The following is a 15,291-nucleotide window of genomic DNA, read 5'->3' as shown; positions in this document are numbered from 1 at the left end:
TGGTGGCCGCATCCGGATCTATCGCATTGCGCCGCCCTGACGGTGATGCTTCAACGTGAGTAGCCGATGAGGAGGCGCTCGTCGGGTCGGTTGCCGACGAGCCGCCAGACAGATCTGCCACTCACCGAGGAAGCTCGCCGTCTCCGCACGACTTCAGGCGGCGGCCGTGTTATCCGCGAGCCGGCTGCTGGATGTGCTCCCACACCCCGCTTTGGCCCGAGACGAGGATCGCGTCGGCGATGCGCTCGATCTGGACGCCGTCCTCGAAGTTCGGTGCGGCGGGCTTGTTCCCCGCGATTGCCTGCAGGAAGTTGTACCACTCGATCGATTTGATATCGATGTAGCCCTGGCCCATCCCGGCAACCGGCCACAGCTTGTCGCCGAACGGTTGATGCGGGCCCGAGTAGATCGTGCGGAAGCCGAACGCGTCCGAAGGATCATCTGCGAATGCCACACGCAATTCATTCAGACGCTGATAATCGAACGCGATCGAACCACGCGTGCCGTGGATTTCGAAGCCGAGCTGGTTGTGGTGGCCCCACGCGTTGCGCGTCACTTCGATCGTCCCGCACACGCCGTTGGTGAACTTGATCATCGTCATGGCCATGTCGTCGACGTCGACCTTGCCCTTCTCGGACGAAGCCTGGCCTGCCGGTCCGAAGAAGCGACCGGCCGGCAGCGGCCGCTCGGCGATGAAGGTCTTGACGATCGAGTTCACCGATTCGAACTCGCCGACGAGCAGTCGCGCTGCGTCGATGACGTGCGTGCCGATATCACCGAGCGTGCCCGAGCCAGCCTTTTCCTTGTTGAAGCGCCACGACAGCGGCGTGCTCGGATCTGCACCCCAGTCCTGCAAGTAGTAGCCGCGGAACGTAAGGATCTCGCCGATACGCCCTTCGTCGATCAGGCGCTTGGCCATCTGCAATGCCGGCGTGTGGCGATAGTTGTACGAGATCATCGTAACCACGCCGGTTTCCTTTGCGGCTGCATGCATGGCTTCCGCGTCTGCCACCGTCATGGCCATCGGCTTCTCGCACATCACGTGCTTGCCCGCCTTCGCGGCCGCGATCGCGATCGCCGCGTGCGTGTCGTTCGGCGTGCAGATGTCGACGATGTCGATATCCGGGCGCGACACGACCTCACGCCAGTCCGTCGCATGCTCTGCGAACCCGTATTGCGCAGCCGCATTGCGTGCGAGTTCGTCGTCGATATCGACCACAACCTTGCGCTCGATTTCTACCGGCGAGCCGAACAGGATCGGCACCACGGCAGTAGCGATGGAGTGGGCTTTGCCCATGAAGCCAGTGCCCACCAGAGCGACATTCAGTTTTTTCACGGTTTTCCTCCATTAAGGCTGTCGTACTCGTGACGCACTCAGCCGATTACTTGACTCTTTCGACACAAACTTGATCTTTCGCCAGTCACTCAGGATTCCGAATCACATGACGTACATCCATTACATCTCGATTGCTCAATTCAGATTCAATGTCTCGTTCGCTCCTTACTCGATAACCGCGATCTTCTCGCCCGCGGCGACCGCACGCCCCGATTCCCCCTGGATCCTGATCCGACCACCTTTCGGCGCGACGACACGCATCTCCATCTTCATCGCCTCCATGATGGCGACGCCATCACCTTCGGCCACCGTCGCCCCCTCTTCCACCAGCCACTTCTGCAGCGTTCCAGGCACCGGTGCCGTCACGATGCCGGCGCCAGCTTCCATCTTCACAACATCGTCGAATGCGCGCGGAGCACCGACGTTCGCAAACAGCGACGCGGGCAAGCCGATCGTGTGACGCTTTCCATCGATCTCGATGAAGCTCTTCAGCACGCCCCCCTCGGCCGGCGCGACGCGTGCAGCAGGCGCAATCCCGCCGAACTCCGTTTCGATCCAGTTGGTATGAACCTTGAATCCGTCTTCGCCGGTGAAGCGCTTTTCCTCGAGCACCGCTCGATGGAAAGGCAATACCGAAGCCACGCCCTCGATACTGAATTCGGCGAGCGCGCGACGCGCACGGGCCAACGCTTGTTGCCGCGTCTCGCCCGTGACTACCAGCTTGGCCATCAGCGAGTCGTACAGCCCCGGAATCTGCGAACCCGATTCGACGCCGGAGTCGAGCCGCACACCGGGACCTGCCGGCGGACGAAAGCGCGTGATCGCACCCGGTGTCGGCAGGAAGCCGCGGCCTGGATCCTCCGCGTTGATGCGGAACTCGATCGCATGACCGCGCGGCTCCGGCGTAGCCGTGATCGAGACGGGAAGGTCGTCAGCGATGCGCAGTTGCTCGATCACAATATCGACCCCGGTGGTTTCTTCCGTCACCGGATGCTCGACCTGCAACCGCGTATTCACCTCGAGAAACGAAATGACGCCATCTTGCGAGAGCAGGAACTCCACCGTTCCGGCCCCCGTATATCCGGCCTCGACGCATATCCGCCGTGCCGCGTCGTGAATCCGCGCGCGCTGCTCGTTGGTGATGAAGGGCGCGGGCGCTTCTTCCACGAGCTTCTGGTTTCGGCGTTGAAGCGAGCAGTCGCGCGTGCCGAGAACCACGGTGTTGCCGTGATGGTCGGCAATGATCTGCGCCTCGATGTGGCGCGGACGATCAAGAAATTGTTCGGCATAGCAGTCGCCCCGGCCAAACGCCTCGGTCGCCTCACGGACGGCCGAATCGAACATCTCCGCGACATCTTCCATCCGTCGGACGATCTTCATGCCGCGGCCACCACCGCCGAACGCCGCCTTGATCGCCAGCGGCAAGCCGACTTCCCGTGCGAACGCCACCGCATCCGACGCACTGTTCAACGGCCCGTCGGATCCCCTGACTAGCGGCGCGCCGACCTTCGACGCGATACGCCGCGCCTGCACTTTGTCGCCGAGCGCGGTAATGACCTCCGGCGACGGACCGACCCAGATCAACCCGGCATCGATGACCGCCCGGGCGAATTCCGCCCGCTCCGACAGGAAGCCGTAGCCGGGGTGAACCGCATCGGCGCCGGCGCGACGTGCAATCGCCAGAATCTTCGCGATGTCGAGATACGTGTCCGCCGGGCGCCCCGCACCCAATCCGTAGGCCTCGTCGGCCAGTTCGGCATGCAGCGAACCGGCGTCGGCGTCCGAGTAAATTGCGACCGACGTCACGTTGTAGTCGCGCGCGGCACGAATGACGCGAATGGCGATTTCGCCACGATTTGCGATGAGCAGCTTCTTCATCGAACGAGTTCCTTCACTTGCGGATCGAATGCGGATATCGGGTTGAAGCGAATGCGGGCGCCGATCGGAATCTGCCCGAGCATGCCGAGATGATGTGCCGCGACCACGGCAATGACCGGATACCCGCCGGTGACGGGGTGATCGGTCAGAAACAGCACCGGCTGCCCGCTGTGCGGCACCTGAATCGATCCGAACAGCGTGCCTTCCGACGGCAGCTCCGCGTCGTCGCGCCGCTGCAGCGCCAGGTCGCCCGACAGCCGCATGCCGACGCGGCTCGACTCGGTCGTGACACGCCATTCCTGGGACAGAAACCGGGTGACGCTTTCGTCGGTAAACCAGTCGGTGCGCGGACCCGGGACGACATCGACCTCGATTGCGTCGCCGGCGCGCGGAAGCGGCCGCGCGGCCGGCGGCTCGGGCTCGACGAACGTAGCCGCTTCGTCGGCCGGAACGAGAACATCGCCACGGGCAATCGGCGCCGGGCCGATCCTCGAAAGCGTGTCGGTCGACGCGGACCCCAACGTGCGCTCGACAACAAACCCGCCACGCAGTGCGACATAGCTCCGCATGCCGCGGCCGGGAATGTCGAGCGTGACTTCCTCGCCCGCATCGACGGCAAAAGGACGCGAGTGGGGGACAACCGTCACGCGGCCATTCGCGTCGCGAATCGAAATCGGACACGGCGCCCCCGTCACGGCCAGGGTCACCGCGCGATCGGGCACCAGCGAAAGACCGCCGAACGTCACTTCGAGCGCGGCGCTACTGTCGGGATTGCCGACACAGGTGTTCGCGATTCGTAGCGCGGCTCTGTCGACGGCACCGCACATGGAGACACCCTGGTCAGCCTGTCGAGGCCGACCGAGGTCCTGATACAGCACCGTGCGATCCGCACGCGTGACCAAGATGCCGCTGCCTGAAACGTGGCGCACCGGCGTCGATTGCAGTCGCTCCGAAACCGGCACGGCGGCGCCTTTCTTCGCATCGCGGAATCGAACCCGATCGCCGGGCGCAAGCAATGCCGCACGCGGACGCTTCGTGTCCCACATTGGCACCTGTGTCGTGCCGAGAAGCTGCCATCCTCCGGGGCTGTCCGACGGATAGATCCCGCTGAATTTGCCCGCAATCGCGACCGAGCCTGCCGGGATACGCACACGAGGTGTTTTGCGTCGAGGAACATCGAATCCCGGATCGTCGGTGGTCATATAAGCAAACCCCGGTGCGAATCCCGTAAAAGCAACCGAGTGGACTGCATCCAGATGCCGCTGGACGAGTTCCGCCACGGACCATCCCAGCAGCTCGGCGACCTCACCCAGATCCTCCCCGTCGTAGGAAACCGGGATATCGAACGTGTTCCCGCTGCGCTCCCGGCGAACAGACAAGTCCAACTGCCCGAGCTGCTCGATTAGTGCCGCGCGATCGATGACAACCGGGTCGAAGCGAACCAGCACGGTACGCGCGCCCGGAATGACCTCGTCGACTCCCTCCACTTCGCTCGCGAGCAGCCGATCGAGTAGCGCCAGCGTCATTTCGAGACTCTCGAACTCGACCAGAATGCCGGCGGAGCCGGCCGAAAGGATGCGCATCTGCTCAGGCACGGTTCTCCCCCCTGCACGCACCGGCAAACGGCCGAAGCGTAACGCCCCGCGCGGTGAGCTGCGTTTGCAGCACGCGAGCGGTCTCGACCGCCGACGGGTTGTCTCCGTGGATGCAGATCGACTGTGCCTCGATCGTGATGTCCGTACCGTCGATTGCCGTCACGACACCCCCTTGCACGAGCCGCAACATGCGACGCGCAACGACGTTCGGATCATGAATGACAGCTCCTTCCATGCGGCGATTCACGAGGCTTCCATCCACGTTGTACGCCCGGTCGGCAAATGCCTCGCTGACGACGGCAAGGCCGGCTTCCCGCGCCTGATCCGCGACGGGTGCGCCGGCCAGCGTCATAAGCACGAGCGTCGGATCGATCGCCAGAATCGCGTCGATCACGGCCGCCGCCTGATAGGTATCGTGCGCAATCGTGTTGTACAGCGCGCCATGAGGCTTCACATAGCGAATCGACGTGCCCGCGGCTTTTGCAAGTCCCTGCAGTGCACCGATCTGGTAGATCACGTCGCCCGTCAATTCTGCGCGGGATGGCTGCATGTTGCGACGCCCGAAACCCACCAGGTCGCGATAACCGACGTGCGCGCCGACGGCGACGCCGCGCCGTGCAGCTTCACGCAGCACCGTATAGATCCCCGCCGGATCGCCGGCATGAAAACCGCAAGCAACATTTGCGCTAGTCACGATGTCGAGCATCGCCGCATCGTCGCCCATCCGCCAGGCGCCGAAGCTCTCACCGAGATCGCAGTTCAAATCAATGCTTACCATGACGCTGCCTACAGGATTCCTTCAATGCACGACACACGATGCTGCTCGAGCGTTCGTGCGAGGTTCACGCGATTTTCCGGAACTTGCTGAGCGACACGGACTCGATCCATTGCCCCGCCCGTGCGCCGAACGCCTTCGCGAACTCGGTATTCGCATGCGTCTCAAGGGCCGCTTCGTCCTCCCAGATTTCGTAGAAGACGAACTGCCCCGGCGTCTCGGTCGATTCGTGCAGATCGTATTGAATGAACCCCGGCTCCGTCTTTGCATACGGCACCAGCTCCTTCAACGCTTCGCGCAGCACGTCTTCGCTACCGGAGCGAGCAACGACGGTTGCGACCACGACCAGACCTTGCTTCTTCATCTCATTTTCCTCATTACGGTTGTTGATCGGCTGATAGTCGATCCTGGTCCAAGCTCAGCCGAGATCGATTTCCACTTTCGACTTGATCGAATTGGCGATGAAGCACCCTTTGTGGGCACGGTAATGCAGTCGCTCCAGTTGCGTCTGGCTCGGCTGCTTTTCGGACGTGAAGGTCACGCGAGGCCTGAGCACGATCTCAGATACCCAGTGAAACCCCTCTGCGCTTTTCTCGACTTTCCCGACTGCATTGTCAGAGTACGACTCGACCGCATAGCCACTGCCTTCACACAGCGCGAGGAAGTACAGCATGTGGCAACTTGCGAGTGCATTGACGAGCAACTGCTCCGGGTCAGCCAGGTTTTCGTTCCCGAGATAATCGGGAGCCGCGGATACGGGAATCGTCACGGTCGGGCTAATGATCGCCCGGTGGTCCCTGCTATAGGTCCCTTCTCGCTCGTGGTGCCTCTCAACATTCCATTCCAATCGGACGCCATGCTCGGACATCGGTGTCTCCCGGCGAGCTTCCTCGCCAATCAGTCAATTTCCATTGCGGACAGACTGCGACGGCTTCGTCTGCTCATTCCGCCGCAATGTATTTCTTCACACTCTTTATCGATTTGACGTCACCCGATTTCACAATCGAAACCCATTCGCTCCAACACATCTGCACGTCATCGGTACGAATGCGCAACGCGCGGGAGCCGTCGCCGAATGTCAGCCACTCGATTTCGCGAGAAACATCGGAACCGGCGTCCTCTACGACCAGACGCTCGGTCCTGTGAGAAAAATCGAGTAACCCCTCGCGCAATACGTCAAGATATTGCATGCCACAGTCGTCCGACGCCTGCGATGTTGCGCGATTGAGCAGCTTCGCAGCGATTTCTGCATCGAACATTGCAACGACTCCTTGCTCACACGACCGCCGTGTTCGCCGGCAAATCCGTGACGAGCATGTACCCAGGTTCGTGCGTGATCGCAAAGTCCGGCTTCGCAGCCTGAAGGGCCATTTGAGGCGTCACGCCGCACGCCCAGAAACCGAGGATGTCACCTGCCTCGATCACCGGCGGATCGCCGAACTCAGGCCGGGCGACGTCGCGAATCCCGATGGTTGCCGGGTCGCCGATATGAACCGGCGCGCCATGCGCGAGCGGAAACCGCTCCGACAGCACGATCGCCTGGATCGCATCGGCAGGCTTGAACGCACGCATCGACACGACCATCGGGCCATGAAACGGCCCCGCAGCCGCGGTCTGGATGTTCGTCACGTACATCGGCACGTTCCGGTTCGCACTGATGTGGCGGATATCGATCCCGGCCTGCAGAATCGCGCTCTCGAACGAAAACGAGCAACCGAGCGCGAACGTCACGAGATCGTCGCGCCACAAATCAATCAGATCGTCGACCGTATCGGTGTGAACCCCGTTCCGATACACACGGTAACGGGGCACATCGGTCCGGATGTCAATTGCGCCGAGTCCGTCCAGTCCCGGATCGCCGGGCTGCCCGACTCCCACCAGCGGGCAGCTCTTGGGGTTGATCCGGCAAAACTCGCGAAAATCATCTGCGTACCGCTTCGGCAGAATCGCCAGATTTGCCTGCATGAAGCCATCGGCGTATCCCGTCGTCGGCACACGCAGCTTGCCGTCGCGAATCAGCAGGCGGACCTGGTCGGCCGACATCGTCCGCGTACTTGCAGTCGATTCCATTGAAAGCACCCTTACCCGAAGTTGTTCAGTTCTCGCCGAGCGCAGCGACCATCGCACGCGCAATCGCCACGTCCGCTTCCTCCGGGCCACCCGACACACCGACACCACCGATAACCTCGTCGCCGCTCTTCACCGGCAGGCCGCCGCCGAACACGACCAACGGACGGGACGCAGCGCGCTCGAGCCCGTACAGCTCGGCGCCCGGCTGGACGAGTTTCATCCAGTAATCAGTAGGGAACCGCAGTGCGGCGGCGGTATACGCCTTGTTGTGCGCAATTTCAATCGTGCCGAATGCGGCGTCGTTCACACGCGTAAACGCAACAAGATGGCCACCCGCATCGACGATCGACAGCGACGAGCGCTGCGCCAGTTCGTTCGCTTTTGCGACGCCCGCATCGATCGCCCGCCGCGCGGCTTCATATGTGATCTGCTTGCTCATTGATCTCTTCCTGGTCGTATCCCGCAGTTAGTTGTACACGCCGCCGTCGACATTGATCGCTTGTGCGGTAACGTAGGACGACTCGTCCGATGCGAGGTAGACGAACAGCGGCGCGACCTCGTCCGGCGTCGCCTGTCGGCCGAGGGGGATGGCCGTCCGAACGACCGACTCCTGCTTGTCGCGTCCGCCCATGAAGTCGATCACCGGTTGGTTGAACGGCGTATCGATCCAGCCGGGGCACACAGCATTGACACGCACGCCATCGGGTGCGAATTCGATTGCCAGCGTGGTCGTGAGACCGATGATGGCCGCCTTGGACGCCGAATAGCATGCGAGGCCAGTACCACCGCGCTTGCCCGCGAGGGACGACATCATCACGATCGATGACTTCTTCGCGGCTCGCAGGTAGCGAAGCGACTCGCGCGCGAAAATAAAGTTGGCCCGCACGTTGATCCTGAACACCTTGTCCCAGTTCTCGGTGCTGAAATCCTCGACGCGCCCGGAGAGCTGGACGCCGGCATTCAGACACAACGTGTCGATGCCGTGCATCCATTCGGACGACTTCCCGATTACGGTCTTGATCTCTTCTTCGCTCGAGATGTCCGCTCGGAAAAAGCGCACCTTGTCGCCGAACCTGGATTCGAGTGCACGGCCCTTGACTTCGTCGATATCGACGACCGACACGGTCGCGCCTTCGGCAACGAACGACTCCAGAATGGCGAGACCGATATTGGCAACGCCGCCGGTCAGAAGTACTCGCTTGCCTGTCAAACGTCCTGACATCACAGTTTCCTCAAGATCATTGCGCGGATAACCGCACCATGCCGCCGAATCGGCATCCCGCCGCTCGGCAGGCGCGGTTATCGGGCGCGATTGATGTTGTCCAGCACCGCATCGTTCACAACCGACGCTGCCTCCATTTGCGGCATGTGGCCGACGTCCGGAATCACGCGCAGCTGCACCGTGGACGGCAGGCTGTCGGCCTGCGGGACCGGAATGATCCCGTCACGCTCACCCCAGAGCAGCATCACGGGACAGGCAAGTCCCGCCAGCGTCGCGCCGATCGTCTGAACCTGGCCGCTTTCATCGGCGATGGTGTCGGCGATGGCCGACAGCGCCTCCTGGACACCTTCCAGACGCTTGAACTGGAGCGTGCCCTCGACCATTTCGCTCGTGATCTTCGACGGATCGGCAAACAGCTTTTCCAGCGCAGCCTGAAGCGGACGACGGCGCTCTGCAGCAACGAATTCAGTCACAAACGACCGGTTGATCTCCTTGCCGAGGCCGATCGGCGCGATGAGCGTCACCGACGCGACACGCGACGGTTTGCCGGCAGCGAACGCGGCGGCGATCGCACCGCCGAACGAGTGGCCGACCAAGTGGAGTTTCCCGGACGTCACGGCGTCCGCGGCTTCCTCGACGGCTTCGGTGATCTTTCTGATCACGTCGCCGCCGGTAATCGGCGTCGATGCGCCGTGCCCGGGAAGGTCGACCGCAATCGTCCGGAACTGCTCGGCGAGCGCGCCCTGGTTGAACAGCCAAGTCGACAAATCGCCGCCGAAGCCGTGAATGAGCAGCACCGCCTCGTTGCTTTCGGGGCCGAGCTCCAGCACGTTCACGCTGCCCCCGGACACGGCAATCGCCTTCGGTGCGACGACACCGCCCGCCTCGCCGTCACCCGCATTCAGGCGGTGCGCGTAGCTTGCGATGAGCGCGTCGATTTCCTCCTCGGTCGCCGCCTCGTCGGCGATGACGCCGATCAGCGCACCGACCGGCGCGATTTCACCTTCGTTGATCACGATACGCCGCAGGATCCCGGACACGGTCGCTTCCACGGCGTTGTTGACCTTCGTGGATTCGACCTCGAGGAGTTCTTGGCCGCGCTCGACCTTGTCCCCCTCCTTCGCGTGCCATTCGAGCACGGTGCCTTCGGTCATCGTCATCCCCCACTTGGGGATGGTGACGGCTTCAATGAACGACATGATTGATTACCCCTTCAGAATCGACTTGACGGCATTCACGACCGCTTCCGGCGACGGCACGTACGCGTCTTCCAGGTTCGGTGCATACGGCACCGGCGTGTGCGGCGCCGTCACGAGCCGGATCGGCCCCTTCAGCGAGTCGAAGCACTTGTCGGCCAGCAGCGCGGAGATATCCGTCGCCACGCTGCAGCGCGGATTCGCCTCGTCGACGATCACGACCCGTCCGATGTCCTCCGTGTATTCGAGCAGCGTGTCCTCGTCGAGCGGCGATGTCGTGCGCGGATCGATGATGCATGCCGACACCCCGTCCGCCGCGAGAAGGCGAGCAGCCGTCTCGGCCACGCCGACCATGCGGCCGAGCGCAACGATCAGCACGTCTTTCCCGTCCCGCACCACGCGTGCTTCGCCGAATGGAATCGTGTATGCCCCGTCGGGTACTTCGCCCGTCGTGTCGTACAGCATCTTGTTTTCGAGGAAGATCACCGGGTCGTCGTCTCGGATCGCCTGGAGCAGCAGGCCTTTCGCGTCGTACGGATTCGACGGGATCACGACCTTGAGACCGGGAATGTGCGTGAAGATCGGATAGAACGCCTGCGTGTGCTGCGCGGCAGAGCGCGTGCCTGCCCCGTACGTCGCGCGGATCACGAGCGGCGTCTTGGCGCGGCCGCCGAACATGTACCGAAACTTCGCGATCTGATTCATGATCTGGTCGAGACATACGCCCGCGAAGTCGACGAACATCAGCTCGGCGATCGGGCGCAAACCCGTGAGGGCCGCGCCGGCAGCTGCGCCAACGAATGCGGCCTCGCTGATCGGCGTATCGCGAATGCGCTCGGGGCCGTATGCCTCGAGCAGCCCGCGCGTCACACCGAATGCACCGCCCCACGCATCCTTGACACCGTTGGCGCCGGCGCCGCCAGTCAAATCTTCACCCATCATGATCACGCGCGGATCGCGCGCCATCTCCGAGTGCAGCGCGTCATTCAGCGCTTGACGGAACGATTTCTTTGCCATTGCAGTGGGTCCTTACAGATACTTCACGTAAACGTCGGCGGTCAGTGCCGAAAGCGGCGGGAACGGTGCGGCTCGCGCAGCACTCACGGCGGCGTCGATTTCGACCTCGATCTGCCCGTCGATCGCGTCCAACTCACCACTGGCTACTTGCGACCTTTCCTGCACTTGCCGGCGGAAGTTGGCCAGGCAATCGCGCTCCTGGCGCATGGCCTTCTTTTCTTCGGGGGTGCGATAGTTGTCGGGGTCGCCGCTGTAGTGACCGTAGTAGCGCGGTACGTGGATTTGAAGAAGGCTTGGGCCACCGCCATTGCGTGCACGATCGATCGCCTCGCCTGCGGCCTGGTAGACCGCAAAAAGGTCGGTACCGTCCACTTCGGCGGCCGGAATGTCGTAGCTCTGCGCGCGCCGCGTGAAGCTGCCAGCCGAGACGAACGAATTCGCCGTTGCCTCGCCGAAGCCGTTATCCTCGATCACGAAGACGATCGGAAGCATCCAGATCTTCGCGAGATTGAAGCTCTCCGCCATCACTCCTTCGTTCATCGCACCGTCACCCGCGAACGCGACGGCCACGCCACCGGTACCGAGCAACTTTGCCGTGAGCGCGGCGCCGCACGTGATCGGTGCACCGCCGGCCACGATGCCGTTCGCGCCCAGCATCCCCTTGCGCAGGTCCGCGATGTGCTGCGAGCCACCTTTGCCGCCGCACGTTCCAGTCGCGCGACCGAACAGCTCGGCCATCATTGCGCCGATATCGCACCCCTTGGCGATGCTGTGACCGTGCCCACGGTGCGTCGACGAAATGTAGTCCTTATCCGTGAGATGCAGACACACGCCGACGGCGCTGGCCTCCTGCCCCGCGCAAAGATGGGTATTGCCCGGAATGTCGCCGGTCGACATCTCGTCCATCACCCGCTCCTCGAAGCGGCGAATCGTTCGCATGGCGCGATAAGCGTCCACGAGCCGCTCACTGGGAAACTTCAAGGCGGACATTCCAATCTCCTTTATTCAAATGGTGTGCGTGGCAGCGCGCTTCGACGCGGCACCCTCAGCTTTCTTGCCAATTCCGATCGCCCGACGAATATCGTGACAGCAGTGCCGACATGCCATTTCAATCGTCACCGGACAATTTCGCCCGGTCCAATCGTGATTGGCGATATCGCGCGATCAACGATGCTTATCAGTGCGTGAGCACGGGTCGGAATCTCGATCCTCGATGCACGTTGACGCGCAAACCACGCACTCGCAATCAATCATCGACCGCTCGCTTCAACCTTCACGAACGCACCGTTCGTTCAGCGTTGTTGAAATTCTAGTTAGACGCCTAATGAGGTTCGTCCACCTAAAGGTGGAGAAAGAATGTGCCGCGGGCGCGCTAGCGCCGGTTTCACGCGTTCGGTGTTGAGTGCTCAAACCTTCGTCGTTATGATCGATCGGACCTTCCCCGCAATGGGGAGATGCGTCGCTTTATCTGACCGGCAATCGAGCGCCGGGCAACTGCGATCGAATCGCTTTTCCCCACGTGGGGTGGAGTTCGTCACATGATCGATCTTCGAAATCTGGAGACCTTTTACGCCGTCGCCCAGCTGGGAGGATTTCACCGTGCCGCGGAAAGGTTGCACACGACACAGCCGGCTGTATCCGCGCGCATCGCGCAACTCGAACAGCAGCTGAAGGGGCGCCTGTTCGAGCGAGACAAACGGGGTTGCTTCCTGACCATCAAGGGCAGGCAGTTGCTCGTCTACGCCGAACAAATGATCTCGCTGAGCGCGGAGATGGTGGAGGCTGTCGCAGGCCGCACGGCCCTGAGCGGGACGGTCCAGCTCGGCGCGTCGGACACGATCGTGCATACATGGTTGTCCGCGCTGCTCAAGCGACTCAGCGTCGAGTACCCGGAGATCACCCTCGAGGTCAATGTCGACGCCACGCCGAACCTCACCGCGGGCCTCTCCGACGGCACGATCGACGTCGCGCTGCTGATGGGCCCCGTCAACGCGAGCAACGCAGAAAATCTGCCGTTGTGCAGCTATCCGATCAGCTGGATCGTCTCGTCGGATTTCGAATGCGACGCGGGGAACCTCACGCTGAACGATCTCGCGCGGCATCCGGTCATCACGTTTTCCCGATCGACGCGTCCGTATATGCAGCTGAAGGAGATGTTCGATCGGTCACATCTGCATCACGTGAGGATCTTCGGCAACTCGTCGCTGTCGTCGATCGTCCGGATGACGCTCGACGGCATTGGCATCGCGGCGATCCCGCATCACGTCGTCGCGGAGCATCTTGCGACCGGCCGGCTACGCCGCATCGATACCGGCCACGAGATGCCGGTGATGCCGTTCACCGCCAGTTTCGTTCGCCGCGTCGACATGCCGCTGAGTTCGATCGTGGCCACGCTCGCCCAAAACGTCGCCGCTCGTTACGAAGGGCGGTAGGCAACGCACTGCGCTCGCTTTGCACAAGCGCAAAAAAAAAGCCAGGACTCGACGAGTCCTGACTTGTCGTGATCGTCAACCGTTCTGGCTGCGTCCCAGGCATTCGAAGACTTCGGGGCGCCGGTGCTTGAAGTATTGGGCAAGTGCCATGCCCGCAACCTGCACACCGATCAGGCAGTAGAACATCCACACATACTGCCCCGGGTCGCCACCCGCGAGCACGTCGAAGTGTGCTGCGACGAGATAAACCAGCGCGATAAAGAATACCGATGAAATCGCCGGCGCCAGAAACGACTTGGCGAAGCTCACGCCCTGGTGCCGGCCCCGACGAACGTACCAGACCAGCGACGAGATGTTGACGATGGTCATCAGGATGATGATGCCCGAGGTCCCGACACCGGAGAGTTGCCCGTACAGCAGATCCGGTTTAGCGCCCATCAGGATGAACGGCATCAGCACGCACAGAACCATGACCGAGACGGTAATCGAAGCCAGATACGGAGACTCGTGCTTCGCATGCACCTTCCCGAGGAAGCGGGGAAGCGCACCGTCCGTGCCAAGGTTGTGCATATAGCGCGAAAGCACGTTCTGCGTGGACAGGCTCGCCGCAAATGCGGAAGTCATCACCAGCATCGAAACGATCAGGTGCAGGCTAGGGCTCACGAATTTCGCGAAGGCGTCAGGGAACATCGCCGCGGGCGTCTTGGCCGCGATCGCCTGAACCTGCGGCCCGTAAGCCATGATCATCGCGTAGGCACACAGTGTGTAGATCACGCCGATAAAGATGACTGCACCATATGTCGCACGCGGAATCGTCTGGTCCGGCATCTTCACTTCGTCGCGAAACAACGCGGTGGCCTCGAATCCCATGAAGAACGACACGGTGAACAACATGCAGAACGGCACGTTGGTACTGTTCGCCAGTTGGCTCGGCATGAATGGAGCGGACGCGGAAACACCTGGCACGCCACCTTTCGACAGCACACCGAATGAAAACGCCAGACAAACGACGATCTCGAGAATCATTACCCACGTCAGCACCTTCGCGGACAGTTCCACATGAAGGTATCCCAGCATCGAAACCACTAACCAGCAAGCGAGCGTCGGCCAGTACCACGGAATCGAAGCGCCGGTCATGTCGTGCACGAGATCGGAGCACGACACGCCGAAGAACGACGTGACACCGGCGAGGAGCAGGAAGTACGAGACCGCGGCGAGAATGCCGGAACCGAGTCCCGTCGACTTTCCGATGCCATAGCTGATGAACGCATAGAAGTCACCGGGGCGCTTCACGATATTGTTGAGCGTCACATAGCCGACGGAAAACAGCAGTAATACGAGCGTCGTCAGTATGAAGATCACGGGGCTGCCGACTCCGCCGAACATCAGCGCGAACGGGATGTATCCCGATACGGTCGTCAACGGGGCCGAGAACGCCAGCACGGTAAGCGCCAGACCGACGGCCCCCATGCTGCCCGACAGCTTCTTCTGCGGAGACGTTTCTATTTGAACGTCGTCCATATTCAGTTTCATCTCCATCTCCACCTCCATCTCCTTACCCCTTCAACATTTCACCAGCATTGTCGAACTTGCGCTGCATCGTGCCTCGATCGTTCGTGTGTCCGGTTCGGTTCGTCGTGCGGGTCATCGTCCGCCGCCAAATTGATCAGGTCCAATTGCCGTTGGCGATGTTTTTCGATAAGCGCGCTTTATCACGCTCATCGGGCTCGCCCCCCTCACGCAATGCCTGCCTCATGCGCCTGCAGATCC

15 protein-coding genes are annotated in these 15,291 nt (G+C 61.9%); 1 reads left to right on the top strand and 14 read right to left on the bottom strand.

Annotated features, from left to right (window positions below):
• Positions 1–169: 169 nt before the first annotated feature.
• The 13 genes from U4Z31_RS26385 to U4Z31_RS26325 all read right to left on the bottom strand — a co-directional run bounded on the left by U4Z31_RS26385 (position 170) and on the right by U4Z31_RS26325 (position 12,079).
• On the bottom strand, positions 170–1,336 hold the full coding sequence (locus U4Z31_RS26385) for a Gfo/Idh/MocA family oxidoreductase (protein ID WP_321811821.1): 1,167 nt from the start codon (positions 1,334–1,336) through the stop codon (positions 170–172).
• A gap of 165 nt (positions 1,337–1,501) precedes the next feature.
• Positions 1,502–3,214, bottom strand: coding sequence for an acetyl/propionyl/methylcrotonyl-CoA carboxylase subunit alpha (locus U4Z31_RS26380; protein WP_321811820.1), 1,713 nt, complete (start codon positions 3,212–3,214; stop codon positions 1,502–1,504).
• Positions 3,211–4,809, bottom strand: coding sequence for an urea amidolyase family protein (locus U4Z31_RS26375; RefSeq protein ID WP_321811819.1), 1,599 nt, complete (start codon positions 4,807–4,809; stop codon positions 3,211–3,213). The genes U4Z31_RS26380 and U4Z31_RS26375 overlap by 4 nt, the downstream gene beginning before the upstream one ends.
• Positions 4,802–5,587, bottom strand: coding sequence for a 5-oxoprolinase subunit PxpA (locus U4Z31_RS26370; protein WP_321811818.1), 786 nt, complete (start codon positions 5,585–5,587; stop codon positions 4,802–4,804). The genes U4Z31_RS26375 and U4Z31_RS26370 overlap by 8 nt, the downstream gene beginning before the upstream one ends.
• A gap of 64 nt (positions 5,588–5,651) precedes the next feature.
• Positions 5,652–5,948, bottom strand: coding sequence for an antibiotic biosynthesis monooxygenase family protein (locus U4Z31_RS26365; protein ID WP_321811817.1), 297 nt, complete (start codon positions 5,946–5,948; stop codon positions 5,652–5,654).
• 54 nt (positions 5,949–6,002) lie between these two features.
• Positions 6,003–6,452 carry an OsmC family protein gene (locus tag U4Z31_RS26360; RefSeq protein WP_321811816.1) on the bottom strand — a complete coding sequence of 150 codons (450 nt, stop codon included), beginning with the start codon at positions 6,450–6,452 and terminating at the stop codon, positions 6,003–6,005.
• 73 nt (positions 6,453–6,525) lie between these two features.
• A complete protein-coding gene (locus U4Z31_RS26355; RefSeq protein ID WP_321811815.1) occupies positions 6,526–6,843 on the bottom strand; it encodes a hypothetical protein in 318 nt (105 codons plus the stop codon).
• Positions 6,844–6,859: 16 nt separating this feature from the next.
• Positions 6,860–7,654, bottom strand: coding sequence for a putative hydro-lyase (locus U4Z31_RS26350; RefSeq protein WP_321811814.1), 795 nt, complete (start codon positions 7,652–7,654; stop codon positions 6,860–6,862).
• A 25-nt stretch (positions 7,655–7,679) separates the two neighbouring features.
• Positions 7,680–8,093 (bottom strand): GlcG/HbpS family heme-binding protein, encoded by a 414-nt coding sequence (locus U4Z31_RS26345; RefSeq protein ID WP_321811813.1) that lies wholly within the window; start codon positions 8,091–8,093, stop codon positions 7,680–7,682.
• Positions 8,094–8,120: 27 nt separating this feature from the next.
• Positions 8,121–8,876, bottom strand: a complete 756-nt coding sequence (locus U4Z31_RS26340) for an SDR family NAD(P)-dependent oxidoreductase (RefSeq protein ID WP_321811812.1) — start codon at positions 8,874–8,876, stop codon at positions 8,121–8,123.
• A 77-nt stretch (positions 8,877–8,953) separates the two neighbouring features.
• On the bottom strand, positions 8,954–10,075 hold the full coding sequence (locus tag U4Z31_RS26335) for an acetoin dehydrogenase dihydrolipoyllysine-residue acetyltransferase subunit (protein ID WP_321811811.1): 1,122 nt from the start codon (positions 10,073–10,075) through the stop codon (positions 8,954–8,956).
• A 6-nt stretch (positions 10,076–10,081) separates the two neighbouring features.
• Positions 10,082–11,089 carry an alpha-ketoacid dehydrogenase subunit beta gene (locus U4Z31_RS26330; RefSeq protein WP_321811810.1) on the bottom strand — a complete coding sequence of 336 codons (1,008 nt, stop codon included), beginning with the start codon at positions 11,087–11,089 and terminating at the stop codon, positions 10,082–10,084.
• Positions 11,090–11,101: 12 nt separating this feature from the next.
• The gene (locus tag U4Z31_RS26325) at positions 11,102–12,079 is read right to left on the bottom strand and encodes a thiamine pyrophosphate-dependent dehydrogenase E1 component subunit alpha (RefSeq protein WP_321811809.1); all 978 of its coding nucleotides are present in this window, start codon (positions 12,077–12,079) and stop codon (positions 11,102–11,104) included.
• 548 nt (positions 12,080–12,627) lie between these two features.
• Here U4Z31_RS26325 and U4Z31_RS26320 point away from each other — a divergent pair.
• Complete coding sequence (locus U4Z31_RS26320; protein WP_321811808.1) at positions 12,628–13,521, top strand: LysR family transcriptional regulator; 894 nt, start codon at positions 12,628–12,630, stop codon at positions 13,519–13,521.
• Between the two features lie 75 nt (positions 13,522–13,596).
• Here the strand turns inward: U4Z31_RS26320 and U4Z31_RS26315 are convergent, their stop codons facing one another.
• Entirely contained in the window at positions 13,597–15,054 is a 1,458-nt protein-coding gene (locus U4Z31_RS26315) for an APC family permease (protein ID WP_321811807.1), read from the bottom strand.
• Positions 15,055–15,291: the final 237 nt, after the last annotated feature.

Origin of the sequence: Burkholderia sp. BCC1985 (assembly GCF_905339915.1) — a bacterium.
Classification (GTDB): domain Bacteria; phylum Pseudomonadota; class Gammaproteobacteria; order Burkholderiales; family Burkholderiaceae; genus Burkholderia.
This window is presented reverse-complemented; position numbering and strand designations above follow the sequence as displayed.